The organism is Jiangella mangrovi (genome assembly GCF_014204975.1).
In the GTDB taxonomy this organism is placed as follows: Bacteria; Actinomycetota; Actinomycetes; order Jiangellales; family Jiangellaceae; genus Jiangella; species Jiangella mangrovi.
The window spans coordinates 6,545,056-6,569,857 of the sequence record NZ_JACHMM010000001.1 but is presented as its reverse complement, the minus strand read 5'-3'; the positions used below and the strand labels follow the sequence as shown (position 1 = coordinate 6,569,857).

21 protein-coding genes are annotated in these 24,802 nt (G+C 72.0%); 9 read left to right on the top strand and 12 right to left on the bottom strand.

Annotated features, from left to right (window positions below):
* Positions 1-15: 15 nt before the first annotated feature.
* On the bottom strand, positions 16-1,617 hold the full coding sequence (gene qcrB, locus HD601_RS30285; protein ID WP_184828341.1) for a cytochrome bc1 complex cytochrome b subunit: 1,602 nt from the start codon (positions 1,615-1,617) through the stop codon (positions 16-18).
* Between the two features lie 95 nt (positions 1,618-1,712).
* On the opposite strand from qcrB, the gene HD601_RS30280 reads away from it, so the two are divergent.
* Genes HD601_RS30280 through HD601_RS30265 form a run of 4 tightly spaced genes read left to right on the top strand, consistent with a single transcriptional unit; the run spans position 1,713 to position 4,241 of the window.
* Positions 1,713-2,102 carry a polyketide cyclase / dehydrase and lipid transport gene (locus HD601_RS30280; protein WP_184828340.1) on the top strand — a complete coding sequence of 130 codons (390 nt, stop codon included), beginning with the start codon at positions 1,713-1,715 and terminating at the stop codon, positions 2,100-2,102.
* 41 nt (positions 2,103-2,143) lie between these two features.
* Positions 2,144-2,632, top strand: a complete 489-nt coding sequence (locus HD601_RS30275) for an SRPBCC family protein (RefSeq protein WP_184828339.1) — start codon at positions 2,144-2,146, stop codon at positions 2,630-2,632.
* A complete protein-coding gene (locus tag HD601_RS30270; RefSeq protein ID WP_184828338.1) occupies positions 2,629-3,564 on the top strand; it encodes an ROK family glucokinase in 936 nt (311 codons plus the stop codon). The genes HD601_RS30275 and HD601_RS30270 overlap by 4 nt, the downstream gene beginning before the upstream one ends.
* Positions 3,561-4,241, top strand: coding sequence for an endonuclease/exonuclease/phosphatase family protein (locus tag HD601_RS30265; protein ID WP_184828337.1), 681 nt, complete (start codon positions 3,561-3,563; stop codon positions 4,239-4,241). Before HD601_RS30270 ends, HD601_RS30265 begins: the two co-directional genes overlap by 4 nt.
* Before the next feature lie 638 nt (positions 4,242-4,879).
* Here the strand turns inward: HD601_RS30265 and HD601_RS30260 are convergent.
* Together HD601_RS30260 and HD601_RS30255 are read right to left on the bottom strand one after the other, a co-directional pair.
* On the bottom strand, positions 4,880-5,392 hold the full coding sequence (locus tag HD601_RS30260) for a hypothetical protein (RefSeq protein ID WP_184828335.1): 513 nt from the start codon (positions 5,390-5,392) through the stop codon (positions 4,880-4,882).
* Positions 5,389-6,171: an alpha/beta hydrolase gene (locus HD601_RS30255; RefSeq protein ID WP_184828333.1), complete on the bottom strand. Its 783-nt coding sequence runs from the start codon at positions 6,169-6,171 to the stop codon at positions 5,389-5,391. The genes HD601_RS30260 and HD601_RS30255 overlap by 4 nt, the downstream gene beginning before the upstream one ends.
* A gap of 124 nt (positions 6,172-6,295) precedes the next feature.
* On the opposite strand from HD601_RS30255, the gene HD601_RS30250 reads away from it, so the two are divergent.
* Positions 6,296-6,985: a 1-acyl-sn-glycerol-3-phosphate acyltransferase gene (locus HD601_RS30250; protein WP_184828331.1), complete on the top strand. Its 690-nt coding sequence runs from the start codon at positions 6,296-6,298 to the stop codon at positions 6,983-6,985.
* A gap of 8 nt (positions 6,986-6,993) precedes the next feature.
* On the opposite strand, the gene HD601_RS30245 is transcribed toward HD601_RS30250, so the two are convergent.
* Together HD601_RS30245 and HD601_RS30240 are read right to left on the bottom strand one after the other, a co-directional pair.
* Positions 6,994-8,160 carry an osmoprotectant NAGGN system M42 family peptidase gene (locus HD601_RS30245; RefSeq protein ID WP_184828329.1) on the bottom strand — a complete coding sequence of 389 codons (1,167 nt, stop codon included), beginning with the start codon at positions 8,158-8,160 and terminating at the stop codon, positions 6,994-6,996.
* Positions 8,157-8,768 carry a TetR/AcrR family transcriptional regulator gene (locus HD601_RS30240; protein ID WP_184828327.1) on the bottom strand — a complete coding sequence of 204 codons (612 nt, stop codon included), beginning with the start codon at positions 8,766-8,768 and terminating at the stop codon, positions 8,157-8,159. The genes HD601_RS30245 and HD601_RS30240 overlap by 4 nt, the downstream gene beginning before the upstream one ends.
* A gap of 88 nt (positions 8,769-8,856) precedes the next feature.
* Between HD601_RS30240 and HD601_RS30235 the strand changes: the two genes are divergently transcribed.
* Positions 8,857-9,429, top strand: coding sequence for a dihydrofolate reductase family protein (locus HD601_RS30235; RefSeq protein ID WP_184828325.1), 573 nt, complete (start codon positions 8,857-8,859; stop codon positions 9,427-9,429).
* 22 nt (positions 9,430-9,451) lie between these two features.
* On the opposite strand, the gene ngg is transcribed toward HD601_RS30235, so the two are convergent.
* The 4 genes from ngg to HD601_RS30215 all read right to left on the bottom strand — a co-directional run bounded on the left by ngg (position 9,452) and on the right by HD601_RS30215 (position 16,211).
* Complete coding sequence (ngg, locus tag HD601_RS30230; RefSeq protein WP_343076528.1) at positions 9,452-11,182, bottom strand: N-acetylglutaminylglutamine synthetase; 1,731 nt, start codon at positions 11,180-11,182, stop codon at positions 9,452-9,454.
* A gap of 38 nt (positions 11,183-11,220) precedes the next feature.
* Positions 11,221-13,017 (bottom strand): N-acetylglutaminylglutamine amidotransferase, encoded by a 1,797-nt coding sequence (locus HD601_RS30225; RefSeq protein ID WP_184828323.1) that lies wholly within the window; start codon positions 13,015-13,017, stop codon positions 11,221-11,223.
* Between the two features lie 184 nt (positions 13,018-13,201).
* Positions 13,202-14,569, bottom strand: a complete 1,368-nt coding sequence (locus tag HD601_RS30220) for a trypsin-like serine protease (RefSeq protein WP_184828321.1) — start codon at positions 14,567-14,569, stop codon at positions 13,202-13,204.
* A gap of 262 nt (positions 14,570-14,831) precedes the next feature.
* Positions 14,832-16,211: a trypsin-like serine protease gene (locus HD601_RS30215; protein WP_184828319.1), complete on the bottom strand. Its 1,380-nt coding sequence runs from the start codon at positions 16,209-16,211 to the stop codon at positions 14,832-14,834.
* 386 nt (positions 16,212-16,597) lie between these two features.
* Here HD601_RS30215 and valS point away from each other — a divergent pair, with 386 nt between their 5' ends.
* Entirely contained in the window at positions 16,598-19,156 is a 2,559-nt protein-coding gene (gene valS / locus HD601_RS30210) for a valine--tRNA ligase (protein WP_221441438.1), read from the top strand.
* A 70-nt stretch (positions 19,157-19,226) separates the two neighbouring features.
* Positions 19,227-21,296, top strand: coding sequence for a heavy metal translocating P-type ATPase (locus HD601_RS30205; RefSeq protein WP_184828317.1), 2,070 nt, complete (start codon positions 19,227-19,229; stop codon positions 21,294-21,296).
* Positions 21,297-22,262: 966 nt separating this feature from the next.
* On the opposite strand, the gene HD601_RS36135 is transcribed toward HD601_RS30205, so the two are convergent.
* Positions 22,263-22,772, bottom strand: coding sequence for a CGNR zinc finger domain-containing protein (locus HD601_RS36135; protein ID WP_184828315.1), 510 nt, complete (start codon positions 22,770-22,772; stop codon positions 22,263-22,265).
* Positions 22,773-22,798: 26 nt separating this feature from the next.
* Between HD601_RS36135 and HD601_RS30195 the strand changes: the two genes are divergently transcribed.
* Entirely contained in the window at positions 22,799-22,954 is a 156-nt protein-coding gene (locus tag HD601_RS30195; protein WP_184828313.1) for a hypothetical protein, read from the top strand.
* Here HD601_RS30195 and HD601_RS30190 read toward each other — a convergent pair.
* Together HD601_RS30190 and HD601_RS30185 are read right to left on the bottom strand one after the other, a co-directional pair.
* A complete protein-coding gene (locus tag HD601_RS30190) occupies positions 22,951-23,871 on the bottom strand; it encodes a serine hydrolase (RefSeq protein ID WP_184828311.1) in 921 nt (306 codons plus the stop codon). The two genes, HD601_RS30195 and HD601_RS30190, sit on opposite strands and share 4 nt — an antisense overlap.
* Positions 23,868-24,773: a LysR family transcriptional regulator gene (locus HD601_RS30185; RefSeq protein ID WP_184828309.1), complete on the bottom strand. Its 906-nt coding sequence runs from the start codon at positions 24,771-24,773 to the stop codon at positions 23,868-23,870. The genes HD601_RS30190 and HD601_RS30185 overlap by 4 nt, the downstream gene beginning before the upstream one ends.
* Positions 24,774-24,802: the final 29 nt, after the last annotated feature.

Genomic DNA, 24,802 nt, shown 5'->3' with positions numbered 1-24,802 from the left:
CCTCCGGACCACGATTCAAGCAGGTTCCTTCGTTTGGACGTCGCCGGAGGCGGAGCGGTTGCCGGGAAGATCGGCGAAGTAGAACCGGGACGCCAGGGCCCGGTGGTGCTCGGCGCGGTGGTGCGGATGCGGGATGCCGTTGACGTCGGCCGCGGGGGCGCCGGCGCCGACGGGCACCAGTGTGGCCCTCGGCGCCCGCCGTTCGGCCTGCCAGGGCGTGAGCGCCTGGTGCAGCTCGCTGAACCCGCCGGTCGGGCTGACGACGACGATACCCGTCGCGCGTCCGTGGGCGAGCTCCTCGCGGTCCTGCAGCTCCAGGCCGAGGCAGATCCGCTTGGTGACCCAGAACGCCACCGGCGGGACCACGAACACGGCGACCTGCAGGGCCCGGGTCAGGCCGTTCAGAGGGATGTGCAGCAGCGTCGCCAGGACGTCGTTGCCACCGGCCAGCCAGAGCACCAGGTAGAACGACACGAACGCGGCGACCAGCGCGGTGCGCACCGGCACGTCGCGCGGCCGGTCCAGCACGTCCGGGTCGCGGCGGTCGCGGGTGGCCCACTGCTCGAACCACGGGTACAGCGCCAGCGTCGTGAGCAGCACCCCGGGCAGCACCATGACGGGGATGACCACGCTCAGCGTCAGCGTGTAGCCGAAGACGTCCATCTCCCACGGCGGCATCAGCCGGACGGCGCCGTCGAGGAACCCCAGGTACCAGGGCGGACGGCTGCCGGCCGCGGCCTGCGACGGGTCGAACGGCCCCCACAGCCACACCGGGTTGACCTGCAGCGTGGCCGCCATGAGCACGAGCACGCCGCTGACGAGCGCCACCAGGCCGGCCATGCGCGCCGCGTAGCCGGGGAAGACTCGGTCCGACGGCGGCACCGCAGCTGCCGCCGTCCCCTCCGCACGCTCACCCCGTCGCCGCCGGTTCAGCAGCACCAGCCGCGCCACGAACAGCGCGACGATGACCACCGGCAGCACGTACACGTGCACCACGGTCAGCCGGGCGATGATCTCGTCGCCCGGGAAGGAGCCGCCGAACAGCAGCCACGACAGCCAGGTCCCGACCACGGGCGCCGCCAGCAGATAGCCCTCGGTGACCTGCAGCCCGGTGCCGGACTGGAAGTCGTCGAGCATCGAGTGCCCGACGTAGGCCTCGACGATCGACAGCACCAGCAGGCCCAGCAGGAGCAGCCAGCCGATCCGCCGTCGCCCGCGGAACGCGCCGGTCAGGAAGTCGCGCAGCAGTTGCGCGGACAGCGCGGCGATGAACACCAGCCCGGCCCAGTGGTGGGCCTGCCGGACCAGCAGCCCGCCGGGGACCTCGAAGGAGATGTCGACGGTGGACGCGTATGCCTCGGACACGCGGACCCCGCGCAACGGCTCGTAGCCGCCGTCGTACACGAGCTGCCGCGACGACGGCTCGAACCAGAGCGTGAGCAGGACGCCGGTGACGAGCAGGACGAGGAAGCTGCCCACCGCGATGTGGCCGAAGAGCCCGGACCAGTGGGTCGGGAAGACGGCGCGGCGACGGGCCAGCCGGCGGACCGGGCCGCCGTGGCGATCGGCCAGCCGCACCGCGCGGCCGGCCCAGTGGCGTGGATCGAACTCTGACATGGTGCGCTCCCGTGGTGTCGCTCCTGCACATACGACCCGGGACGGGCGGCGGGTGTGACATGAGGTGCGTCACGTGGACCCCGTAGGCTGCCGCGATGGGACCGGCGATCGACCTCATGGACGACACGTTCGTGGTGGCCGACCGGGCCGAGCTGGCGACCTTCTTCCGCGATCCCGCCGTCGCCCGCGCGTGGTGGCCGGGACTGACGCTGACCGTCGCGCAGGACCGCGGCCTCGAGGGCGTGCGCTGGACGGTGGCGGGCGAGCTGACCGGCAGCACCGAGATCTGGCTGGAGCGGTGGGGCGACGGCGTCCTGGTGCACTGGTTCCTGCGCGCGGACCCGCTGTCGACGCCGTCGCCCCGTGAGACGCGGCGGCTGACCCGCCGCTACACCGTCGCCTACAAGGAGCGGATCCACGAGCTCAAGGACCGGCTCGAGCACGGACGCCCGGCCGGAGTGCCGCGGCTGCCGCCGGCTCGGTAGTCTGCGATCTCCGCCTTCCGGCTGATGGGACACTGTCACACATGGCTGCGCAGACCACGTCGAGCATCGTCGTCGCCGCGACCCCGGACCGCATCATGGCCGTCATCGCCGACCTCGACGCGTATCCGGAGTGGACCGCCTCCGTGCGCGAGGTCGAGGTGCTGACGGTTTACCCGGCCGAGCCACGCACCTCCGGTGAGGCCGGAGATCATTCAGGCACCGGACGGCCGAAGGAAGCAAGGTTCGTGCTCGACGCCGGCCCCATCAAGGACCGCTACACGCTGTCCTACGAGTGGGACGGCGACGACGAGGTCCGCTGGAGCCTGGTCGAGGGCGGCCTGATCAAGGAGCTGACCGGCTCCTATGCGCTGGCCGCCGTCGACGCCGCGAGCACCGAGGTGACGTACCAGCTGACGGTCGACGTCTCCATCCCGATGCTCGGGCTGATGAAGCGCAAGGCTGAGAAGGTCATCATCGACACGGCTCTGAAAGAGCTGAAGAAGCGCGTCGAGGACGGAGTGGGCGAGTGAGTCTGACCATCGGGGTCGACGTCGGCGGCACGAAGATCGCCGCCGGCGTCGTGGACGAGAAGGGCGTCATCGGGGCGCGGGCGCGGCGCGAGACGCCGTCGCACGACCCCGCGGCCATCGTCGACACCATCATCGAGGTCACCAAGGAGCTGGCGGCCGATCACGAGGTCGACGCGGTGGGCGTCGGCTCGGCCGGCTTCATCGACTCCGCCCGGTCCCGTGTGCTGTTCGCGCCGAACCTCGCCTGGCGCGACGTCCCCGTCCGCGACCAGGTCGCCGACGCCACCGGGCTGCCCGCCGTCGTCGAGAACGACGCCAACGCCGCGGCCTGGGGCGAGTTCAAGTTCGGCGCCGCCGAGGACGTCGACGACATGATCCTGCTGACCATCGGCACCGGCGTCGGCGGCGGGCTGGTGCTCGACGGCCAGATCTACCGTGGCGCGCACGGCGTCGCGGCCGAGGTCGGGCACATGCGCGTGGTCCCCGACGGCCACCTGTGCGGCTGCGGGCTGCGCGGCTGCCTCGAGGCGTACGCCAGCGGCACCGCCCTGGTCCGCGAGGCGCGGGCGGCGGCGTCGCTGCCCTCCGCGGAGCGGCTGCTCGAGCGGGCCGGCGGCGACCCCCAGCGCATCACCGGTCCCATGGTCACCGAGCTGGCCAACGACGGCGACGAGCTCGCCATCGTGCTGATCGCGCAGGTGGGCCGCTGGCTGGGCGAGGCCATGGGCTCGTTCACGGCGCTGTTCGACCCCGCGGTGTTCGTCATCGGCGGCGGCGTGTCGGCGGCCGGCGACCTGCTGGTCGGCCCGGCCGAGGAGGCGCTGCGCAAGCACACCACCGGCGCCGGTCACCGCCCTGAGCCCGAGGTCCGGGTCGCGACGCTGGGCAACGACGCCGGCGTCATCGGCGCCGCCGACCTCGCGCGGGTGTGACGGCCGTCCGGCTGCGGGTCGTCAGCTACAACGTCCACGGACTGCGCGACGACGGTGCCGCCGTCGCGCGCGTCCTGCGCGAGCTCGACCCGGACGTGGCGTTCATCCAGGAGCTGCCCCGCTATGTGTTGTGGCGCGGCCGGGCAGCGTCGTTCGCCCGTCGTGCCGATCTGCTGTACGCGGCCGGCGGCGGCACGACCGGCGGGACGGCGCTGTTCACGGCCGTCCGGGTCGACCTGCGTGAGGTGCAGGAACACCGGCTGCGGCGCACCCCCGGCCTGACCCGGCGCGGCGTGGTGCTGGCGCGCCTCGAGAAGGACGGCGTGTCCTTCGGGGCCGGGTCGCTGCACCTGGGCCTCGACGCCGGCGAGCGGGCCCGGCACCTCACCGACATCACCGGCCTGGTCAACCGCCTGGGCGCGGCGTCGATGCTGCTCGGCGGCGACGTCAACGAGGGCCCGGCGGCGCCGACGTGGACCCGGCTGGCCTCGCAATATGTGGACGCCGGCGCGGATGACGCGACGCCGACCTTCCCGGTGGCGAACCCTCAGCACCGCATCGACGGCCTCTTCGTCCGCGGCGCTTCGGTGACGTCGTATCGCGTCGTCGACACCCCGGACGCCCGGGCGGCGAGCGACCATTTCCCGGTGGTCGCGGACGTGACCCTGTGGGACTAGGGGGTGTCTGGCGGATCTTCGGCGGCGCGACCGCCGCAGGGTGCGGCTTGCGGCCCTTTGGGGCGCTGACGGCATCGCAACGGTGTGAGATCACTGCCCTGAGTGGGTGAGGAAACTGTCGTCACAGCGACAGCATTGCCACACAGATCACGCAGAGATCTCACATCGACCTGGCTGATGCCAGCCGCTATCGGGCCTCGACGCGCTCGAGAGTGCCTGACGATCAAGGAATCCGCGACTGGCCGACGTGATCATCAAGGATCGGTGGGGTGATGACCCCACCGATCCTTGATGATCACCGGGAGGCGCGGGGGTGGCCGACGACGACCGGCGGACGATCCGTCAGACACGTCCTAATGGCGCTCGCACGGCCGGTCCCGCTGGCGACGCGTCCTCACGTCCCAGGGCCGACTTCACTAGCGGGAACCGTCTTCTGCGTGCGATTCCGGGCCCAGAGGACGGCTGGCGATAGTGAAGACGGTCGACGGAGGTGAAGTCGCGGGCGGCGACACCGTGTCGAGGGCGGGGCGTGGGCCGCCCACCACGCCTACCCGAGCCTCAACACGCGTGCAGGCGTAGTGCGACACGGAATTTCGTGCTGAACGTGATCATCTCGGGGCTGGGTGGCGCCCAAGCGGCTAGATGACCGCGCCGTCGTCGGGGTCGTTGGGGTGGTGGCCGCGCATGCGGGCGACCAGCGTGACGAAGCCGGCCACGAAGGCGACCACCGCGAAGAAGACGATCTCGTCCGACGGCCGCCAGGACATGATGGCGACGATGATCAGCGCGATGGGCGGGGCGATGACGCCGGCCCAGGCCACCTGCTGGATGCGGTCGCCGCGGGGGAGGGGCGCCGGCGGCGGGGGCACGAAGTGGTTGGCGGCCTCGTCGGCGGTGGCGTCGTCGATGCCGGCGCCCACGCCGCCCTCGGCGGCACCGTCCGACGGAGCCGCGCCGCGCCCGGTCAGCGAGCCCAGCGTCACCGAGGCGTCGCGGAAGTCGTCGGGGCGGGGCTCCTCGAGGCGTTCGTCGGGACCCAGTTCCTCGGCCGCGGGCCAGGGCTGATCGCCGTCGCCCCCGGACGATGGAGCAGGGGACGCGTGGAACGAGTCGATCAGCTCGGCCCAGGTCTGGTCGTCGTCTCGGCTCATCGCGGCAGGCCCCGGTTCCTCTTCGTGGTGACTCGTTCGACGAACGCCGTGGAGCCCGAGAAGATTTCCGGGGCGTCGTAGTCGAGGGTGGCGACGTGGTAGCTGCGCTGCAGGACGACCTCGGCGACGTCGGTGGAGGAGATGCCGGAGAGGATGACCGGGGCGCTGGTCGCGTCGACGACGTGGTCGTTCACGCTGCGGTACAGCAGCAGTGGCTGGGTGATCATGGCGAGGTCGCGGCGGACCACCTGCCACATGCGGGTCTGCGACCACAGCGCCGGCAGCGGGGTGCGGTCGTAGGCGCGCTCGTCCTGGCCGGGCATGGCGATGTCGCCGGACAGCCCGGTGGTCGACGGGCGCAGCAGCCGCAGCAGGGGCAGCGCGAGCAGCCGCTTGTCGGCGCTGGTGACGACGGGGTTCACCAGAACGAGGCCCTGGACCAGCGGGCCGTGGTCCTGGGCCAGCCGCAGCGCCAGGCAGCCGCCCATGGAGAGGCCGGCGACGACGACCTGCTCGCACCGCTCGGCGAGGTCGAGCAGAGAGCGCTCGACGCGGCGGTACCAGTCGGGCCAAGCGGTGTGGTTCATGTCCTGCCAGGTGGTGCCGTGCCCGGGCAGCCGCGGGAGGTCGACGCTGTAGCCGTGGGCGGCGAAGTGCTCGGCCCAAGGGCGCAGCGCGGCCGGCGATCCCGTGAAGCCGTGGCAGAGCAGCACGCCCACCGGGCCGCCGTCGTGCCGGTACGGCTCGATCGAGTCGACCGCCTCGCCCTCAGAGAGCATCGAGTCCCCTCCCGTTCCCGCGCCGGCACTCGCACCAGCATCGTCGCATGCGCCCGATCCGTCCGTGCGGCCGAGGCCCCCCGGTCGCTGCGCTCGCGGCGCCGATTGGCGGTAGTGTTCCGACGTGTTCTATTGGCTGATGAAGAGCGTCTTCCTCGGGCCGATCCTCAAGTTGATCTATCGTCCCTGGGCCGAGGGTGTGGAGCACGTCCCCACGAAGGGTGGCGCGATCCTGGCGGGCAATCATCTGACCGTCATCGACTCCTTCTTCATGCCGCTCGTTCTCGACCGTAAGGTCAGTTTCCTCGCCAAGAGCGACTATTTCACCCAGCGCGGTGTCAAAGGTTGGTTGAAGCGCGTCTTCTTCGGCGGGACGGGCAACGTGCCGGTCGACCGCTCGGGCGGCCGGGCCAGTGAGGCGGCGCTGAACACCGCCATCCAGATCCTCAACGAGGGTGACCTCCTGGGCATCTACCCCGAGGGCACCCGCTCGCCCGACGGCCGGCTCTACCGCGGCAAGACCGGCGTCGCCCGCATGGCGCTCGAGGCGCGGGTCCCGGTGGTTCCCGTCGCCATGATCGGGACGGCCGAGATGCAGCCGGCGGGGCGCATCATCCCCAAGCTCATGCGCCCGGGCATCCGGTTCGGGGCGCCGCTGGACTTCAGCCGCTACTACGGCATGGAGAACGACCGCCACGTGCTGCGCTCGGTCACGGACGAGATCATGTACGCGCTCATGGGTCTGTCCGGGCAGGAGTACGTCGACGTCTATGCGGCGACGGTGAAGGCGAAGGCCGTCGAGCCGAAAGAGTGACGACGGGGTCAGTGCCGACCCGGGTAGCGGTCCGGTTCGGGCTCGGCCGGCTGGACGCTGTGGCTGGGGAAGTCCGCCAGCGAGCCGCTGGGGCGGTCGTCCCACTCGCTGAACGTCAGCGGGCTGGACAGGTACGCCGTCAGCAGCTCGGCCGTGCGCCGGATGCCGTCGAGGTGGGTGCGCTCGTGCCCGTGGCTGGAGTCGACGCCGAAGCCGATGAGCGCGGTTCGGCACTCGAGCCCGGACTCGACGGCGGGCGCGGCGTCGGAGCGGTAGAAGCGGTACACGTCGCGGCGGAACGGCAGGTCGTTGCTCTCGCACAGCGCGATGAGCCGCCGGGTCAGGTGGTAGTCGAACGGGCCGGTGGAGTCGAGCATGCCGATGTTGACGGTGTCCTCGCGGGACTCCTGGCCCTCGCTGACGACGGCGTTGTCGACGGCGACCAGCTCGGCCACGTACTCGTCGAGGCCGTGGGTGGCGCCCATGCCGACCTCTTCGCCGATGGTGACCAGCAGGTGCGTGGTGACCGGCCGGCTGCGGCCGTCGTCGATCAGGGCCTTGGCGGCGGCGAGGCAGGCCGCGACGCCGGCCTTGTCGTCGAGGTGTCGTGCCTTCACGTAGCCGTTCGGGGTGATCTGCGGCGCGGCGTCGAGAGCCACGAAGTCGCCGACCGAGATGCCGAGGTCGATGAGGTCCTGCCGGCTCTCGACCGGCTCGTCCAGCCGCACCTCGACCTGGTGCCAGCCGACGCCCTGGGTGTCGACGGCGTCGCCGAAGTTGTGCCCGCTGGACATCAGCGGCAGGACGGTGCCGGTGTGCAGGTTGCTGAGGTCGTCGGTGAAGACGGTGACGTGGGCGCCCTCGGCGAAGCGCGCGCTGTGCGTGCCGACGGGGACCACCTCGAGCCGGCCGTTCTCCTTCAGCCGCTTCACCATGCAGCCGATGGTGTCGGCGTGGACGACCACGGCCCGGCTCGCGCCGCCGACGGGGCCCTCACCGGGCAGCGTCGCGCGCAGCACGCCACGCCGGGTGAGCCGGATGCGCACGCCCATGGCCGAGAGCCGGTCGCCGACGATCTGCATGACGGCGTCGGTGCGGCCCGACGGACTCGGCGTGCGCAGCAGCTCGATCAGGACCTCGCGCAGGTACTCCTCGTCGATCGGCAGGCTCTTCATGGCTCTACCCTGACATGCCCGCGCGGATGGTCGCGAGCCGCCACCAGCTCCGTCAGCGCGGTGATCAGCCGGTCGGCGTCGTAGCCGTCCAGGACGCCGGGCAGGGTGAGGTTCTCGATGATCAGCCAGCTCAGCGCCAGGTACATGAGCACGACGTCGACGTCGTCGCCGGGCAGCCCGGACTCGCGGTGCGCAGCGATGTTCCGCTCGAGGTTGGCGCGCATGGTCGCCGTCAGCGACGCCCGGACCTCCGGCCGCCGGATCGCCTCGAGCCGGAGCTCCAGCAGCGCCAGGTAGTCGGTCTGCTGGCCGGCGAGCCGGTGGTACATCGCCGTCAGTTCGCGCTCGAGCACGCCGGGCGACGGCGCCGGGCGGGTGCGGAGCATCTCGGCGACGGTCGCGTCGTCGGGCCGGAGCCGGACGTGGATGCGCTCGGCGGCCTGCGCGAGCAGCGCGTTGCGGCTGGCGAAGTAGTTCGAGGCCGTCCCCGCGGGCACGCCGGCCTGGCCGTCGACGGCGCGGAACGTGAGTCCGCGGGCGCCGTCGCGGGCGAGCACCTCGATGGCGGCGTCGGCCAGCACCGTCCGCCGTTCCGGATTCTGGACCATGGCCCGATTCTCCTCCAGGACTTGACATCCACTACACCTAGAGTACTACAACTGTAGTTGTTCGCTTCGGCCGTTCTCAGGAGGAACCATGCGCCAGCTCGTCTACTACGTCGCGTCCACCCTGGACGGCTTCGTCGCCGGCCCTCGAGGTGAGGTCGACTTCTTCTCCGCCGACGGCGACCACATGCAGGCGATCACCGAGCAGTATCCGGAGACCGTCCCGGTGCACTTCCGGACCATGCTCGGCATCGACCCGCCGAACCGGACCATCGACACCGTCCTGGAGGGCCGCGGCTCCTACCAGACCGGCCTGGACGACGGGGTCGCGAACGCGTTCCCGCATCTGCGGCACTTCGTGTTCTCGCGGACGCTCGCCCCCGACGTCGCGCCCGGCGTCGAGGTCGTGGCGAGCGACCCCGTCGAGCGGGTCCGCGAGCTGAAGCTCGAGCCGGGTGAGCGCATCTGGCTCTGCGGCGGCGGCGAGATCGCCGGCGCGCTGCGCGACGAGATCGACGAGCTGGCGATCAAGATCTATCCGGTCGCCATCGGCGCCGGCCGGCCGCTCTTCGGCACCGCCGGGTTCGCGCCGTCGCACCTCACGGTGACGTCGAGCCGGACGTTCGACGACGGCGTCGTCTTCGTCCACTACACGCGGGGCTAGCGCCGGCGCGCCGGCGCGCCGCTCAGGCCTGCGGCACCGGCGGTGGCTGCCAGGCCCGCGGGGTGGTGCGGGTGGCCGGGAATAGCAGGTCGACGAAGCGGGCAGCCGTGGGCTGGGGCTCGTGGTTCGCCAGCCCCGGCCGCTCGTTGGCCTCGATGAGCACGTACTCGCTCTCCTCCGGGCTGGGCACGATCAGGTCCAGCCCGGTGACCGGGATGTCGATGGCCCGGCTCGCCGCCACCGCGGCCGCGCCGAGCGCCGGGTGCAGGGTCGCCGTCACGTCGTGGATGGTGCCGCCGGTGTGCAGGTTGGCGGTGCGCCGGACCTTCAGCGCGACGCCGTCGGGCAGCACGTCGTCCAGCTCGTGGCCGGCCGCCCGCACCGTCGACACCGTCGTCTCGTCCATCGGCACGCGCGACTCGCCGCCCGTCGCGGCCGAGCGGCGGCGGCTGTGCGCGTCGATCAGCTCGGTGACGGTGTGCCGCCCGGTGCCGTACACGGTGGCCGGACGGCGGACGGCGGCGGCCACGACCTCGTGGCCGATGACCACGATCCGCAGGTCGTCGCCGTCGACGCACTCCTCGATGAGCACGTCGGGGCAGAAGGTGCGGGCGAGCGTGACGGCATCGGCCAGTGCCTCCGGCGACGACACGCCGACGGTGATGCCGCGGCCCTGCTCGCCGCGCACCGGCTTGACGACCACCTCGCCGACCTCGGCCAGGAACGCGGCGTCGGCCTCGGGCGAGGACGCCGCGACCCCGCGCGGCACCGACAGCCCGGCCCGCTGGAGGATCCGCCGGGTGTGCTGCTTGTCGTCGCACCGGCTCATCGCGACCGCCGTCGTCAGCTCCGACAGCGACTCGCGGGTGACGATGCGCCGGCCGCCGTGCGAGAGCCGCAGCTCGCCGCTCTCGGCGTCGGTGATCTCGACCAGGATCCCGCGCCGCCGGGCCTCGTCGGCGATGATCTTCGCGTACGGGTTGAGCGCGGTCGACTCCGCCGGGCCGGCGACGAACAGCGGCTCGTTGATCGGGTTCTTCCGCTTCACCGCGAACACCGGCACCCGCTGGAACCCGAGCTTGGTGTACAGCCGGATCGCGGGGTCGTTGTCGTGCAGCACGGAGAGGTCGAGGTGGTCGCGGCCGCGCCCGATGTAGCGCTCGGCCAGCACCCGGACCAGCGCCTCGCCCACGCCGGGGATGGTGCACTGCGGGTCGACGGCGAGGCTCCACAGGCTGGCGCCGTTGTCGGGGTCGTCGAATGCGCGCACGTGGTCGACGCCGGTGACCGTGCCGACGATCGTGCCGGTGCGCTCGTCCTGCGCGACCAGGTACGTGAAGGTCGGCGTGCGCTGGTTGGCCCACATGAGCTCGGTGTCGCCGGTGACCATGCCGCGCCCCGCGTACAGCCGGTTGATCTCCTCGGCGTCGGCGAGCTCGCTCATCTTGCGCACGAACACGCCGGCGACGGGGTTGCGCCGCGGCCGGTAGCGGTGCAGCTCGAGCCGGTACGTCAGCGACGGATCGATGAACAGCTCGCCGGGCGCGTGCGACACCAGCACGTGCGGGTCGGCGACGTACATCGCGATGTCGCGGCGGCCCTCCTCCTCGGCGCGGAGCAGGTCGATGACGTGCCGCGGCTCCTCGAAGGTCTGGGCGAAGACCAGCCGGCCCCAGGCGAGGTCGACGACGACGTCGCGTTTCATGTCCCGGACGAGGTGCTCCGGAGCCTCCTTCCACGGCCGGCTCCACAGTGACTGGCCGCTGCCGCCCCGGTTGCGACGGACGTCGCTCACCTGGCCACGCCCTCGCCCGGCAGGTGCGACTGCAGCCACAGCTCCAGCAGGCCGAGCTGCCAGAGGCGGTTGCCGCGCAGGGGAGTGAGGTCGGCGTTGGGGTCCTGGCGCAGCCGGTCGACGTACTCGGGCCGGAACAGCCCGCGGTCGCGCGCCGCGCTGGAGTGCAGCGCGTCCTCGACCAGCTCGAGGTACGGCCCCTGCAGGTACTTGAGCGCCGGCACCGGGAAGTAGCCCTTGGGCCGGTCGATGACCTCGTGCGGGATGACCCGGCGGGCGGCCTCCTTGAGCACGCCCTTGCCCTCCTGGGCGAGCTTCAGCTCCGGCGGGCACTGCGCCGCCAGCTCGACCAGCTCGTGGTCGAGGAACGGCACGCGAGCCTCGAGGCCCCAGGCCATGGTCATGTTGTCGACCCGCTTGACCGGGTCGTCGGTCAGCATGATCTGAGTATCCAGCCGAAGTGCCGCGTCGACGCCGGTCTCGGCGCCGTTCTTCGTGAAATGGTCGCGGACGAAGTCGAGGCTGACGGCGTCCTTCGTGCGGTGGGCGGGGGCGACGACCTCGGCCATGGCCGCGTGGTCGCGGTCGAAGAAGGCCTTGGCGTAGGTGCCGACGGCGTCGGCTCGGCCTACGCCGGCCAGCGGCGGGTACCAGTGGTAGCCGGCGAACACCTCGTCGGCGCCCTGGCCGGACTGCACGACCTTGACGTGCCGGCTGACCTCCTTGCTCAGCAGGTAGAAGGCGACGGCGTCGTGGCTGACCATCGGCTCGCTCATGGCGGAGATGGCGTCGCCGAGCGACGGCAGCAGGTCGGCGCCGATGCGGATGCGGTGGTGCTCGGTGCCGAACTCGCGGGCGATGACGTCGGAGTACTTGAACTCGTCGCCCTCCTCGCCGCCGACCGCGTCGAAGCCGATGCTGAACGTGTTCAGCCCGGTCTGGCCCTCTTGAGCGAGCAGCCCGACGACGAGGCTGGAGTCGAGTCCGCCGGACAGCAGCACGCCCACCGGGACGTCGGCGACCAGACGCCGGCGCACGGCCACGCGCACCGACTCGAGGACGGCCTCCTCCCAGTCGCTGGCCGACCAGCCGCTCTTGGCCGGGTCGCGGGTGAACGGCGGGTCCCAGTAGACGCGCTCGCGGCTGGCGCCGTCGGCCTCGACGACACGGATCGTGGCCGGCGGCAGCTTGCGCACACCCGCGAGAATGGTGTGCGGGGCGGGGACGACGGCGTGCCAGGTCAGGTAGTGGTGCAGCGCGACCGGGTCGATGGAGGTGTCGACGTCGCCGGCGCGGACCAGGGCGGGCAGCGTGCTGGCGAACCGCAGCCGGCCGGGCGTCTCGGCGAGGTACAGCGGCTTGATGCCGAGGCGGTCGCGGGCCAGCACCAGCCGGCCGCTGTCGCGTTCGTGGATCGCCAGCGCGAACATGCCGAGGAGGTGGTCGACGAGGTCCTCGCCCCACCGGTGGTAGGCCTTGGCGATGACCTCGGTGTCGGACGTGGAGAAGAACCGGTAGCCGTGGCCGCTCAGCTCGTCGCGCAGCTCGCGGTAGTTGTAGATGCAGCCGTTGAAGACGACCGTCAGTCCGAGCTCGGCGTCGACCATCGGCTGATGGCCGTGTGGAGACAGGTCGATGATGGACAGTCGGCGGTGGCCGAGGGCCAGCGAGCCGTGCGCGTAGGCGCCGGAATCGTCCGGTCCGCGCGACACCATGGCGTCACACATCAGGCCGACCGCGGCGAGGTCGGCGGGGCGGTTGTCGAACCTGAATTCTCCGGTGAGACCGCACATGTGTTTCGACCCTACCCACCCTCGTCGCCGGACGCCTGCGGAACGGCGCCGGGCGACGCCGCCTCGGATGGGCAATACCCGCAGCTCAGGGGCTGAAACGCAGGTCAGCGGTGGCGCATCCGTGAGATGCGCCACCGCCGAACCGGTGTTACGGGTCTAGCCGGGTGTTACGACGTGAATCGGCTCAGACGTTCGAGCCGGCCGCACGCCGCCGGGCGGCGAAGGCCACGCCGGCGCCACCGGCGGCCAGCAGCAGAGCCAGGCCGACCATGGTGGTGGTGCTGCTCGAACCGGTGTCGGGCAGCTCCTCGCCGTCGCCACCCTCGCCGTTGTCGTCGCCGTCGTCATCGCCCGGGTCCTCGGTGGGCGTGTCGGTCGGCGTCGGCGTCGGCTCCGGGGCGTCCGAGACCGTGATGGTCACCGTGGCGGGCACACCATCGGTGGCGCCGTCGTTGGCCAGGTAGAGGAACGTGTCCTCGCCGGTGAAGCCGTCGTCGGGCGTGTACGTGATGGTCGCCAGGGTGTCGTCGTCGGTGGTCAGCGTGCCCGAGCCGGGTTCGCTCACCTTGAACGACACGTCGTCGCCCTGGGCGTCCTCGGCTGTGAGCGCGATCTCGACCGGCGTGCCGGGGGTGGTTTCGACCTGGATGTCGGCGACCTCGGCCGGTGTGTCCTCGCCCCATGCGACGGCGAGGATGTCCTCGGAGAAGGAGCTCACCTGGGTGTAGATGCCCGGGAATCCCTCGCGGGCGCAACCGTTGCCCCAGCTCACGATCCCGACCACGACATCGCCGCTGTCCGTGCGCTTGATCAGCGGGCCACCGGAGTCACCCTGGCAGGAGTCGATGCCGCCATCGAGGAAGCCGGCGCAGAGCTCCGCGTCGGCGGTGAAGTCCTCGCCGTAGGCGGTGGCACAGTCCTCGTCGCTGAGCGCTGGGACGACCGCCTCCTGGAGGACCGGGCTGCCCTCGTTGGCCCCCTCGGCCAGGTCGCCCCAGCCGACGACGACCAGATCGTCGTCGTCGTCGAACGAGGTGTCCGCGGCGAGGCCGGTCGGACCGAGGATCGTGGTCCCCAGTTCCTGACTCACCGGCTCGGACAGCCGGACCAGCGCCCAGTCGTTCGGGATGCCGGAGATGTTGCCGGACCACACGTAGTCGGACTGGTAGGTGACGATGGCGTCGCTCGTCAGGTCCACGGAGCCGAAATGCGCCGTGATGCCGGTGTTGGGGCCTGTGCCGTCGACGCAGTGCGCCGCGGTGAGGACGAGATCCTGAAGCAGCAGCGAGCCGCCGCAGGCGAAGGTGCCCTCAGGGGTCTCGATGGTCAGGTGGGTGACATACGGGTACTCGCCCTGGTCGGCGGGTGCACCGCCGACGATGCGGGGCTCGATCTCGAGCTTGTCGGACTGACTCTGGACGATGAGGGACTCCTGCGGAATCTCCTCGGCGGCGGCAGCGGTGCCGGCGGCACCGATGACGGTGGCACCCGTCAGCAGGGCCGCCGCCAGCGCGCCCGCAGCGCGGACGCGCGCGCGGAGGGAGGTGGTCACACTGTCTCCAATTCACATGAATGTCAGTTCAGCGACGAGCCCTCCTGTCACCACGGTGTGCCCGTGGAACAAGAGGGCTCGAAATGCGGAAATTCTATCCGATGCATGGATTGATGGGAACTAATTAGACGGTGCGTTCCGTCCCGTCGGTTCGGCGCAGCGCAGGGGGCTGAAACGCAGTTCGGCGGTGGCGCATCCGAGAGATGCGCCACCGCCGAACCGGGTGTTACGGGTCTAGCCGGGTGTTACCGACGTGATCGGCTCAGACGTTCGAGCCGGCCGCGCGCCGCCGGGCGGCGAAGGCCACGCCGGCGCCACCGGCGGCCAGCAGCAGAGCCAGGCCGACCATGGTGGTGGTGCTGCTCGAACCGGTGTCGGGCAGCTCCTCGCCGTCGCCACCCTCGCCGTTGTCGTCGCCGTCGTCATCGCCCGGGTCCTCGGTGGGCGTGTCGGTCGGCGTCGGCGTCGGCTCCGGGGCGTCCTTGACCGTGATGGTCACGGTGGCGGGGATGCCGTCGGTGCTGCCGTCGTTGGCGAGGTAGAGGAAGCTGTCCTCGCCGGTGAAGCCCTCGGCCGGGGTGTAGACCAGCGTGGCGAGGGTCTCGTCGTCGGTGGTCAGCGTGCCCGAGCCGGGCTCGCTCACCTTGAACGAGACGTCGTCGCCGTCGGCGTCGTCAGCCGTGAGCGTGATCTCGACCGGCGTGCCGGCCGTGGTCTCGATGGTGACGTCGGCGACCTCGGCCGGCGTGTTGTCGCCGTTCGAGACGTCGGCGATCTTGCCGGCGAAGTTGCTCAGCTGGGTGTAGATGCCCGGGAAGCCGGCCTGCGCGCAGCCGTTGCCCCACGACACGACACCGACCTGGATGAGGCTGTCGTCCTCGTTCTGGGCGAGCAGCGGGCCACCGGAGTCGCCCTGGCAAGAGTCGACGCCACCGTTCTCGAGGTCGCCGCCGCAGAGCTCGGCGTCGGCGGTGAAGTCGGCGCCGTAGGCCGCGGCGCAGTCCTCGTCGGCGACGGCCGGAACCCGGACCTCCTGGAGGAACTGGCTGCCGGCGTTGGCGCCCTCTTCGAGGTCGCCCCAGCCGATGACGGTGAAGCCGGGGACCTCTTCGTCGTCGACGATGGTGCCGCCGTCGAGCGAGTCGTCGGTGACGACGTCGACCGGGTCGATGCCCGCGACGTCCTCGGTCAGCTTGACCAGCGCCCAGTCGTTCGGGATGCCGGAGATGTTGCCGGAGTACACGTACTCGGACGTGTACGTGACGATGTCGTCACTGGCGAGGTCGACCGAGCCGAAGTGCGCGGTGATGTTGTCGGCCGGGCCGGTGCCGTTGACGCAGTGCGCGGCCGTGAGGATGGTGTCCGGCGCGTACAGCGAACCGCCGCAGGCGAAGGTGCCCTCGGCGGTCTCGATGGTCAGGTAGGCGACGAACGGGTACTCGCCCTCGTCGGCGTCCTGGCCGCCGACGATGCGAGGCTCGATCTCGAGCTTGTCGGAGTGGTTCTGCACGATGAGGGACTCCTGCGGAATCTCCTCAGCGGCGGTCGCGACAACGGCGGTGCCGATGGCCGTCGCGCCCGTCACCACTGCCGCCACCAGCGCGCCCGCAAGGCGGGCGCGGCTGCGGAGGAAGGTAGCCACACTGTCTCCAATTCACAGAAAAAAATGTCAGTTCACAGTCGAGCCCCCTGCTACCGCGCGTGCCCGCGGGCGCAGGAGGGCCCGAAATGCTGGGAATGCTACACGAGCCACAGACCCGCGGGAACCAACGGGGGGCGAAGGGCGTCTAACGCGCCCACGACCCCCCGGAAGCCCCCGCGAATCGGTGCCACGCAGGGTCGGGTCACGCCACGTCGGCGTCATATCAACACAGGTCAGAGACGTTTCCCGGTCCGGTCGCATCGGTGACCCGGCACGACCGGCAGATGAAGGATGTCATGAATTGCCGCGATCCCGGGCGTGTCGCGCCGAACTGGGGGAGAAAATTCACGCGATGGCACCCGAGGGCCGAAGCTAGGCTCGGCGAGGTGACCGACACTTCCCGCACCGCACCCGCCATCCCGGACCGTCTCACCGTCGACGGGCTGGACGAGGTATGGGTGACACGCTGGGAGCGCGACGGCGTCTACCGGTTCGACCGCACGCGCCCGCGCGCGGAGGTGTTCTCCATCGACACCCCGCCGCCGACGGTGAGCGGCTCGCTGCACGTCGGTCACGTCTTCTCCTACACGCACACCGACGTCATCGCCCGGTACCAGCGCATGCGCGGCAAGGCCGTCTTCTACCCGATGGGGTGGGACGACAACGGCCTGCCGACCGAGCGTCGTGTGCAGAACCACTTCGGCGTGCGCTGCGACCCGTCGCTGCCCTACGACCCCGGCTTCGAGCTGCCCGCCGGCGGATCAGGCAAGGCGGCGAAGGACCAGCTGCCCGTCTCGCGGCGCACCTTCATCGAGCTGTGCGAGCGCCTGACGGTCGAGGACGAGCGCGCGTTCGAGGAGCTGTGGCGCCGCCTCGGCCTGTCGGTCGACTGGACGCACGGCTACCAGACCATCGACGCGACCGCCCGGCGCGCGTCGCAGCGGGCGTTCCTGCGCAACCTCGAGCGCGGCGAGGCCTACCTGGCCGAGGCGCCCACGCTGTGGGACGTCACGTTCCGCACGGCGGTCGCCCAGGCCGAGCTCGAGGACCGCGAGCGGCCGGGCGCCTACCACGACCTCGCCTTCACTCCGGTCGACGGCGGCGAGCCGCTGGTCGTCGCCACCACCCGGCCCGAGCTGCTGCCCGCCTGCGTCGCCGTCGTCGTGCACCCCGACGACGAGCGCTACACGGCACTGGTCGGGTCGAGCGTCCGCACCCCGGTGTTCGGCGTCGACGTGCCCGTGGTGGCGCACCGCCTGGCCGACCCGTCGAAGGGCACGGGCGCGGCCATGGTCTGCACGTTCGGCGACACCACCGACGTCACCTGGTGGCGCGAGCTGGCGCTGCCCACGCGGCCGGTGGTCGGGCGCGACGGCCGGTTCCTGCCCGACGTGCCGGGTTGGCTCGACGGCGCGGGTGCGGCGGCGTACCAGCAGCTGGCCGGCGCGACGGCGCACACCGCCCGGCAGCGGGTGGTCGAGCAACTGCGCGAGACCGGTGGCCTGCGGGGCGAGCCGCGCGCCATCACGCATCCGGTGAAGTTCTACGAGAAGGGCGACCGGCCGCTCGAGATCGTCACCACGCGGCAGTGGTACATCCGCAACGGCGGCCGCGACGAAGAGCTCCGCTCGGCGCTGCTCGAGCGCGGCGCCGAGCTGGCCTGGCATCCCGCGCACATGCGGGTGCGCTACGACAACTGGGTCGGCGGGCTCAACGGCGACTGGCTGATCAGCCGGCAGCGCTTCTTCGGCGTGCCGATCCCGCTCTGGTACCCGCTCGACGGGTCCGGCGAGCCCGTGTACGACGCGCCGATCGTCCCGGCCGAGGCGGACCTGCCGGTCGACCCGTCCTCCGACGCCCCGCCCGGGTTCGCCGAGGCGCAGCGCGGCGAGCCGGGCGGGTTCACCGGCGACCCCGACGTCATGGACACCTGGGCGACGTCGTCGCTGTCGCCGCACATCGCCGGCGGCTGGGGGAGCGACGACGACCTGTTCGCCCGCGTCTTCCCCATGGACCTGCGGCCGCAGGCGCACGAGATCATCCGCACCTGGCTGTTCGCGAGCGTGGTCCGGTCGCATCTCGAGAACGGCGTGCTGCCGTGGCGGCACGCGGCCATCTCCGGCTGGATCCTCGACCCCGACCGCAAGAAGATGTCCAAGTCCGTCGGCAACGTCGTCACCCCCGTCGACCTGCTCGAGCAGTACGGGTCCGACGGCGTCCGCTACTGGGCCGCCAGCGGCAGGCCGGGCGCCGACACCGCGTTCGACCCCGGCCAGATGAAGATCGGCCGGCGCCTGGCCATGAAGATCCTCAACGTGAGCCGGTTCGTGCTCGGGCTGGGCCACGTCGACGAGGCGGCGACGGCGACGCTGCCGCTCGACCGGGCGCTGCTCGCCACGCTCGACCGTGTGGTCGCCGACGCCACCCGTGCGCTCGACGACTACGACTACACCCGCGCGCTCGAGGTCACCGAGCGGTTCTTCTGGGACTTCTGCGACGACTACGTCGAGCTGGTCAAGGCGCGGGCGTACGGCGACGACGGTGACGGCGTGGGCTCGGTGTCGGCGAGGGCGGCCCTGCGGCGGGCGCTGTCGGTGCAGCTGCGGCTGTTCGCGCCGTTCCTGCCGTTCGTCACCGAGGAGGTCTGGTCGTGGTGGCGCGACGGCTCCGTGCACCTGGCGTCGTGGCCGGCGGCCACCGGCGGGCCGGGCGAGCCGGGACTGTTCGCGACGGCGTCGGCGCTGATCGGGGCGGTGCGCAAGGCGAAGACCGAGGCCCAGCTCTCCATGCGCACCGACGTGGCGCGGGCGGTCGTGCGGGTCCGGCCGGGTGACGTCGACGCCGTCGGCACCCTGCTCGACGACGTGCGCGCGGCCGGGCACATCGCCGTCGTCGACGTCGAGCCGGACGCCGCCGCCGAGGTGGTCACCGTCACGCTCGCCTGAGTCGCCGCGCCGGAATACCCCTAGGGGGTATGGTGGTTCCGTGGTCAGAACCGACGAGAGGTGAGTGACCATGGAACAGCACGATCACGCCGTCGCGACGGACGAGCACGCGGCCCACGCCGGGCACGGGGGCGGGCACGCCGCCGGTCACGACAAGCACGCCGGTCATGGCGACGGGAGCATGTTCCGCGACAAGTTCTGGGTGAGCCTGGTCCTGGCCGTTCCGGTCGTCGGCTTCAGCGAGATGTTCGCCGACCTCATCGGTTACGACGTGCCGGGCTGGGGGACGTGGATCCCGCCGGTCGTCGGCACGTTCCTGTTCGTCTACGGCGGCTGGCCGTTCCTCACCGGCGCCAAGGCGGAGCTGGCCGACCGGCTGCCCGGCATGATGACGCTGATCTCGCTGGCCATCACCGTGGCGTTCGTGGCGAGCGCGCTGACCTCGCTCGAGATCGGCAGTTTGGACCTGGACTTCTGGTGGGAGCTGGCGCTGCTCATCGTCGTCATGCTCCTCGGGCACTGGCTCGAGATGCGGGCGCTCGGGCAGGCGTCAGGGGCGCTGCAGGCGCTGGCCGAGCTGCTGCCCGACACCGCCGAGCGGATCGGTGCGGACGGGTCCGTCGTCTCCGTGCCGCTGGACGAGCTCGCCGTCGGCGACGTCGTCCTCGTGCGCTCCGGCGGGCGGGTGCCGGCCGACGGCGTCGTGACCGAGGGGACCGCCGAGGTCGACGAGTCCACCGTCACCGGCGAGTCGAAGACTGTGGCCCGCGGTCCGGGCGACCGCGTCGTCGCCGGGACCGTCGCCACCGACACCGCGATCCGCATCGAGGTCACCGCCGTCGGCGACGACACCGCGCTGGCCGGCATCCAGCGGCTGATCGCCGACGCGCAGGCGTCCAGCTCGCGGGCGCAGGCGCTGGCCGACCGCGCCGCGGCGTGGTTGTTCTGGTTCGCGTTGGGCGTGGGCCTGCTGACGTTCGTGGTCTGGGCGCTGCTCGGCGAGGCGTCGGCGGCGGTCGAGCGGACCGTGACGGTGCTGGTCATCGCCTGCCCGCACGCCCTGGGGCTGGCGATCCCGCTGGTCATCGCGATCTCGACGGCGATATCGGCCCGGGCCGGCATCCTGGTGAAGGACCGGCTGGCGCTGGAGCGCATGCGCCAGGTCGACGCCGTCCTGTTCGACAAGACCGGCACGCTGACGGTCGGCCGCCCCGCGGTCTCGGGTGTGGCGGTGGCCTCGTCGTCCCTGGGCGAGGACGAGCTCCTCGCGGTCGCCGCGGCTGCCGAGCGCGACTCCGAGCACCCGCTGGCCAGGGCGATCGTGGCGGCGGCGTCGGCTCGCGGTCCGGTGCCCGCCGGGTCGGACTTCCGCTCGCTCACCGGCAAGGGTGTGCGCGCCGTTGTCGACGGTGCCGAGGTCGCCGTGGGTGGCCCCGGACTGTTGCGTGACCTGGACCTGTCGGTGCCGTCTTCGGTGTCGGACCGGGTGGGTGAGTGGGCGGCGGCCGGGTCGACCGTCCTGTACGTGGTCCGTTCCGGTGCCGTGCTGGGCGCGTTGGCGCTGGCCGACGAGATCCGGCCGGAGTCGCGTGAGGCGGTCGCCCTGCTGCGCGACGAGGGCGTCCACACCGTCATGATCACCGGCGACGCCCGCAACGTCGCCGAATCCGTGGCCGCGAAGGTCGGCATCGACGAGGTGTTCGCCGAGGTGCTGCCCGAGGACAAGGACGCCGCGGTCACGTCGCTGCAGTCGCGCGGGCTGACGGCCGCCATGGTTGGCGACGGCGTCAACGACGCACCCGCGCTGGCCCGGGCCGACGTCGGCATCGCGATCGGCGCCGGCACCGACGTCGCCGTCGAGTCCGCCGGTGTCGTGCTGGCGTCGGACGACCCGCGCGGCGTGGTGTCGGCCCGCGTGCTCTCGCAGGCCAGCTACCGCAAGATGGTGCAGAACCTGGTGTGGGCGACGGGGTACAACCTGCTGTCCGTGCCGCTCGCGGCCGGTGTGCTGGCGCCGATCGGGTTCGTCCTGCCGCCCGCCGCTGCTGCTGTGGCGATGACGGCGTCGACGGTGATCGTGGCGGCGAACGCCCAGTTGCTGCGGAGGTTGGAGCTGCGGCCGGATCGGTTGGCTCGTTAGCCGGGGTTCTGCGGTGCGGTGCTGACGTGGGTCGGGCCCCTGCTGTCTTCATTGTCGAGGGCGCGGCGGCGCGCCTCAAGCGGACCGAATGGCGCTTCGCGCGAAGAGGACCGCTTGACCCGCGCCGCCGCGCCCTCGCCTTCAACAGCACCAGGGCCCCCTCCCCGGGATGGCCCCGGCCCTTGGTGGCGCTGTGTCTTGGGTTGCGCTGGCCGCTACCTGTTCGCGTGTGGTTGTCGGCAGTTGGTCCCGCCGTGGGTGGCGGTCTCGCCGGCCGCTGGCGGTGGTGGCGACGCCTCGCGATCCGGCTCACGCTCGGGAATTCGGCGCTTGTGGCCTGGATTCCGCTGCCAACCGCCGGTTTCCGAGGCGTCCGCCGGTTTCCGGGGCGTCGCGCCGCGCTGATTCCATGATCATCAACCTTTTGGGCTGCTCTGGCGACACGAAAGGTTGATGATCATGGTCGAGGGCTGGGGATGATCACGTTCGGCACGAGATCTCGTGTCGTACTACGCCTGCAAGCGTGTTGAGGGTCGGGTGATCCTCGTGATGTGGCGCAGTTGGGGGTGGTAAGCGGTTGCCGGGGGACGTCACGAGGGGTTCTCCTGCTTCACGAGGTCTGCAGGCCTGTGGAGCAGGGAATTGGGTGTTGTACGTGGTCATTTCGAGGCCAGCGCGACCGTCAGTGCGGCGGGACCGGTCGCCACACCCCAGCGGCGCCGTCAGCGGCCGGCGCAAAGAGGGGGCAGCGGTAGGAAGGGCCGGGGCCATTCCGGGGAGGGGTCCCTGATGGTGCTTGAGCGGGGGCGCGGGAGTCCGGGTCAAGCGGATCCTCCTCCGCGCGAAGCGCCCATTGGTCCGCTTGAGGCGGTCTCCCGCGCGCCCGACAATGGAGAGCAGCAGGGGGGCCGGACCAACTGGGCAAGCCGGCCAACGGTCACCTGGCGCACCCGGAACTCAACCGACCTAGCGGCTCCGATGGCGGCGGACGGCTTCGCGGTTGGCGCAGCGGATGGAGCAGTAGCGCTGCCGCCCGTTGCGGGTGACGTCGGCGAAGGCGACCGAGCAGTCATCGGCCCCGCAGCGGGCCAGCCGGTGCAGGCCGCGTTGGGTCAGGAACCAGGCCAGCCCGAACGCGGTGATCGCCGCGAACTGTCGTTCCGGCGGGACGTCGTCGGGGCGGAAGTGGAGGTGGGGTGGGCCGTTGTGGAGGCTGATCCGCGGGTGCGAGGTGCCGGCGGCGAGCAGCCGGTCCAGCGCCTCGATCCGCTCGTCGTCGGTCGCGGCGTCCACCACGGAGGCGAGCGCCGTCTGCCAGCGCCGCAGCCCGGCCGCATCGGCCGCCGTCGGCGCGCGCTCCAGCAGGAGGTCGTGCGCGTCCGCCAGGCGGGCGACGTCGGCCGCCGATTCGAAGCGGCCGTTCACCACCGCCGCGGCCAGTAACGCCCCCTCGTCGCTGTAATGGTTGAAATGCACAATGCCATTACAGCACGCTGGAACACATGAGCGAACGAACCCTGGAAGTGGTCCGGGCCTGCGGCCGCTGCGGCGCGGCGAAACGCCCCGGCGCCGTGACGTCCTGGCACCGCACCGGCGACGGCTTCGTCGGCTACGGCCGGTGCGCGTGCGGCGGCCTGCTCGTGGTCCGTCCGGGCTAGAGCCGCAGGACGTCGACGGCGGCGCGGGCGGCCCGGCCGATGGCGCGGTCGGCCTCGGGCTGCGACGCGGCGGCGACGGTCGAGGCGGTGAGGGCGGCGACGGCGATCCGGTCGCCTCCCGCCGTCGTCACCACGCCGGCCTCGTGGCGCAGGTTGAGGAACGTGCCGGTCTTGCTGTGGATGGTGAGGGAGTCGGCGGTCAGTTCGGAACTGAACCGGTTGCGGCTCACCTGGTGGCCCAGCAGTTCCCGCAGCCGCGCCGTCGCGGCCGGCACGCTGACGCCGTCGGTCCAGATGCGGGTGAAGAGCGAGACCAGCCCGGCGGCGGTGCCGTGGGTGGCGGCGGCGATGTCGAGCGTCGGCAGCACGTGCCCGCCGCCGTCGGTGGTCGCGCGGACGGCCAGCTCGAGCGCCAGCACCGGGTTGCCCGGGGCGACGGCGGCCGCGACCTCGTAGAGCCGGCGCATCGGGTGCCGCACGACGATGCCGTCGCACCCCCACGCCTGCAGCGTCCGCGTCACCCGCTCCGGCGGAATCAGCTCGAAGACGGCGTCGGCGGCGGCGTTGTCGCTGACCGACAGCATGAGCAGCAGCAGGTCCTCGAGGGCGATGCGGCTCGGGTGCCGGAACAGCGCGACCCCTGTCGGCCCCCGCGTCATCGAGCCGGGGACCAGGTCGATGGGCGACGACGGGTCCAGCTCACCCGCCGCGACGAGGTCGAGCGCCACCAGCGCCAGCGGCAGCTTGCTCACCGAGGCGAGCGCATAGGGGACGTGCACGTCGAAGCCGAGGTCCTCGCCGGTCTCGAGGTTGACGGCGTGCAGCGAGCCGCGCAGCCCGGTGCCCGCCCAGTCGGCGCGGATGTCGTGCGCGGTGCGCACCGCCTCGCCGGAGAACCCGAACACCTCGGCCGTCATCGCGGCACCTCGGACGACTCGGGGTCATCGGCCAGGCCGGCCGCCCGGGCCAGGGCCGGCAGCAGCGAGTCGACCAGCGGGCGCGACACCTGCGGCCGGACGGCGACGGCGTACGACCGGCGGACGGCGACGTCGCCGAGCGGGCGCCAGCGCAGCCGGTGCGCCGCGGCCCAGGCGCGCGTGCAGAGGATCGCGTCGCCGAACTCGAGCGCGCCGGTCAGCGCCTCGGTGTCGGGGGTGCCGACGCGCAGCTGCCCGTCCAGCAGGCCGGCCCGCCGGGCCGCGCGGTGCACGGGATCGCGGACCCACGGCACGTCGTCCTCGGCGGACAGGTGCACCGACCGCGGCCGGCCCTCGTCGCCGCCGGAGCGGCGCAGCTGGTCGAGGTGCAGGCGGCGACCGCGCAGGCCGTCGGTCGCGGTGGCGGCGCCGAGCTCCGCACCGGTCTCCTCCTGGTCCGGCGGGCACGGCAGCAGCGCGACGTCGAGGCGGCCCCGGCGGACCAGCTCGGCGCGACGCTCGGCGGGCTCGGCGGCGAACGTCAATGTCATCGCGGCGACGGTGTCAGCGGCGGCTCGGCGGGCGGCGACCAGGGCGTGTGGGTCGGGGCCGGGCGGGATGCCGACGACCAGGCCGGCGGCGCGGGCCGTGGCGGCCAGCTCGCGGAAGTGCCCCGCGCGGGCGACGAGGTCGGTGGCGTGGGGGAGCAGGGTGCGGCCGACCTCGGTCAGCTCGACCTGCCGTGACGTCCGGTGCAGCAGCGTGGCGCCGAGGTCCTGCTCGAGCGCCGCGATGCGCCGGCTCACCACCGGCTGCGGCGCCCCGCAGGTGTCGGCGCCGCGGGTGAAGCTGCGCGCCTCGGCCACGGCCACGAACGCCTCGAGCTGCCTCAGCAGGTCCACGGTCAGCGACGATACACATCCGGCATGGA

Coding starts and splice junctions, on each gene's coding strand:
- qcrB (WP_184828341.1), bottom strand. CDS start 1,617: ATGTCAGAGTTCGATCCACGCCACTGGGCCGGCCGCGCGGTGCGGCTG.
- HD601_RS30280 (WP_184828340.1), top strand. CDS start 1,713: ATGGGACCGGCGATCGACCTCATGGACGACACGTTCGTGGTGGCCGAC.
- HD601_RS30275 (WP_184828339.1), top strand. CDS start 2,144: ATGGCTGCGCAGACCACGTCGAGCATCGTCGTCGCCGCGACCCCGGAC.
- HD601_RS30260 (WP_184828335.1), bottom strand. CDS start 5,392: ATGAGCCGAGACGACGACCAGACCTGGGCCGAGCTGATCGACTCGTTC.
- HD601_RS30255 (WP_184828333.1), bottom strand. CDS start 6,171: ATGCTCTCTGAGGGCGAGGCGGTCGACTCGATCGAGCCGTACCGGCAC.
- HD601_RS30245 (WP_184828329.1), bottom strand. CDS start 8,160: ATGAAGAGCCTGCCGATCGACGAGGAGTACCTGCGCGAGGTCCTGATC.
- HD601_RS30240 (WP_184828327.1), bottom strand. CDS start 8,768: ATGGTCCAGAATCCGGAACGGCGGACGGTGCTGGCCGACGCCGCCATC.
- HD601_RS30235 (WP_184828325.1), top strand. CDS start 8,857: ATGCGCCAGCTCGTCTACTACGTCGCGTCCACCCTGGACGGCTTCGTC.
- HD601_RS30225 (WP_184828323.1), bottom strand. CDS start 13,017: ATGTGCGGTCTCACCGGAGAATTCAGGTTCGACAACCGCCCCGCCGAC.
- HD601_RS30205 (WP_184828317.1), top strand. CDS start 19,227: ATGGAACAGCACGATCACGCCGTCGCGACGGACGAGCACGCGGCCCAC.
- HD601_RS30195 (WP_184828313.1), top strand. CDS start 22,799: ATGAGCGAACGAACCCTGGAAGTGGTCCGGGCCTGCGGCCGCTGCGGC.
- HD601_RS30190 (WP_184828311.1), bottom strand. CDS start 23,871: ATGACGGCCGAGGTGTTCGGGTTCTCCGGCGAGGCGGTGCGCACCGCG.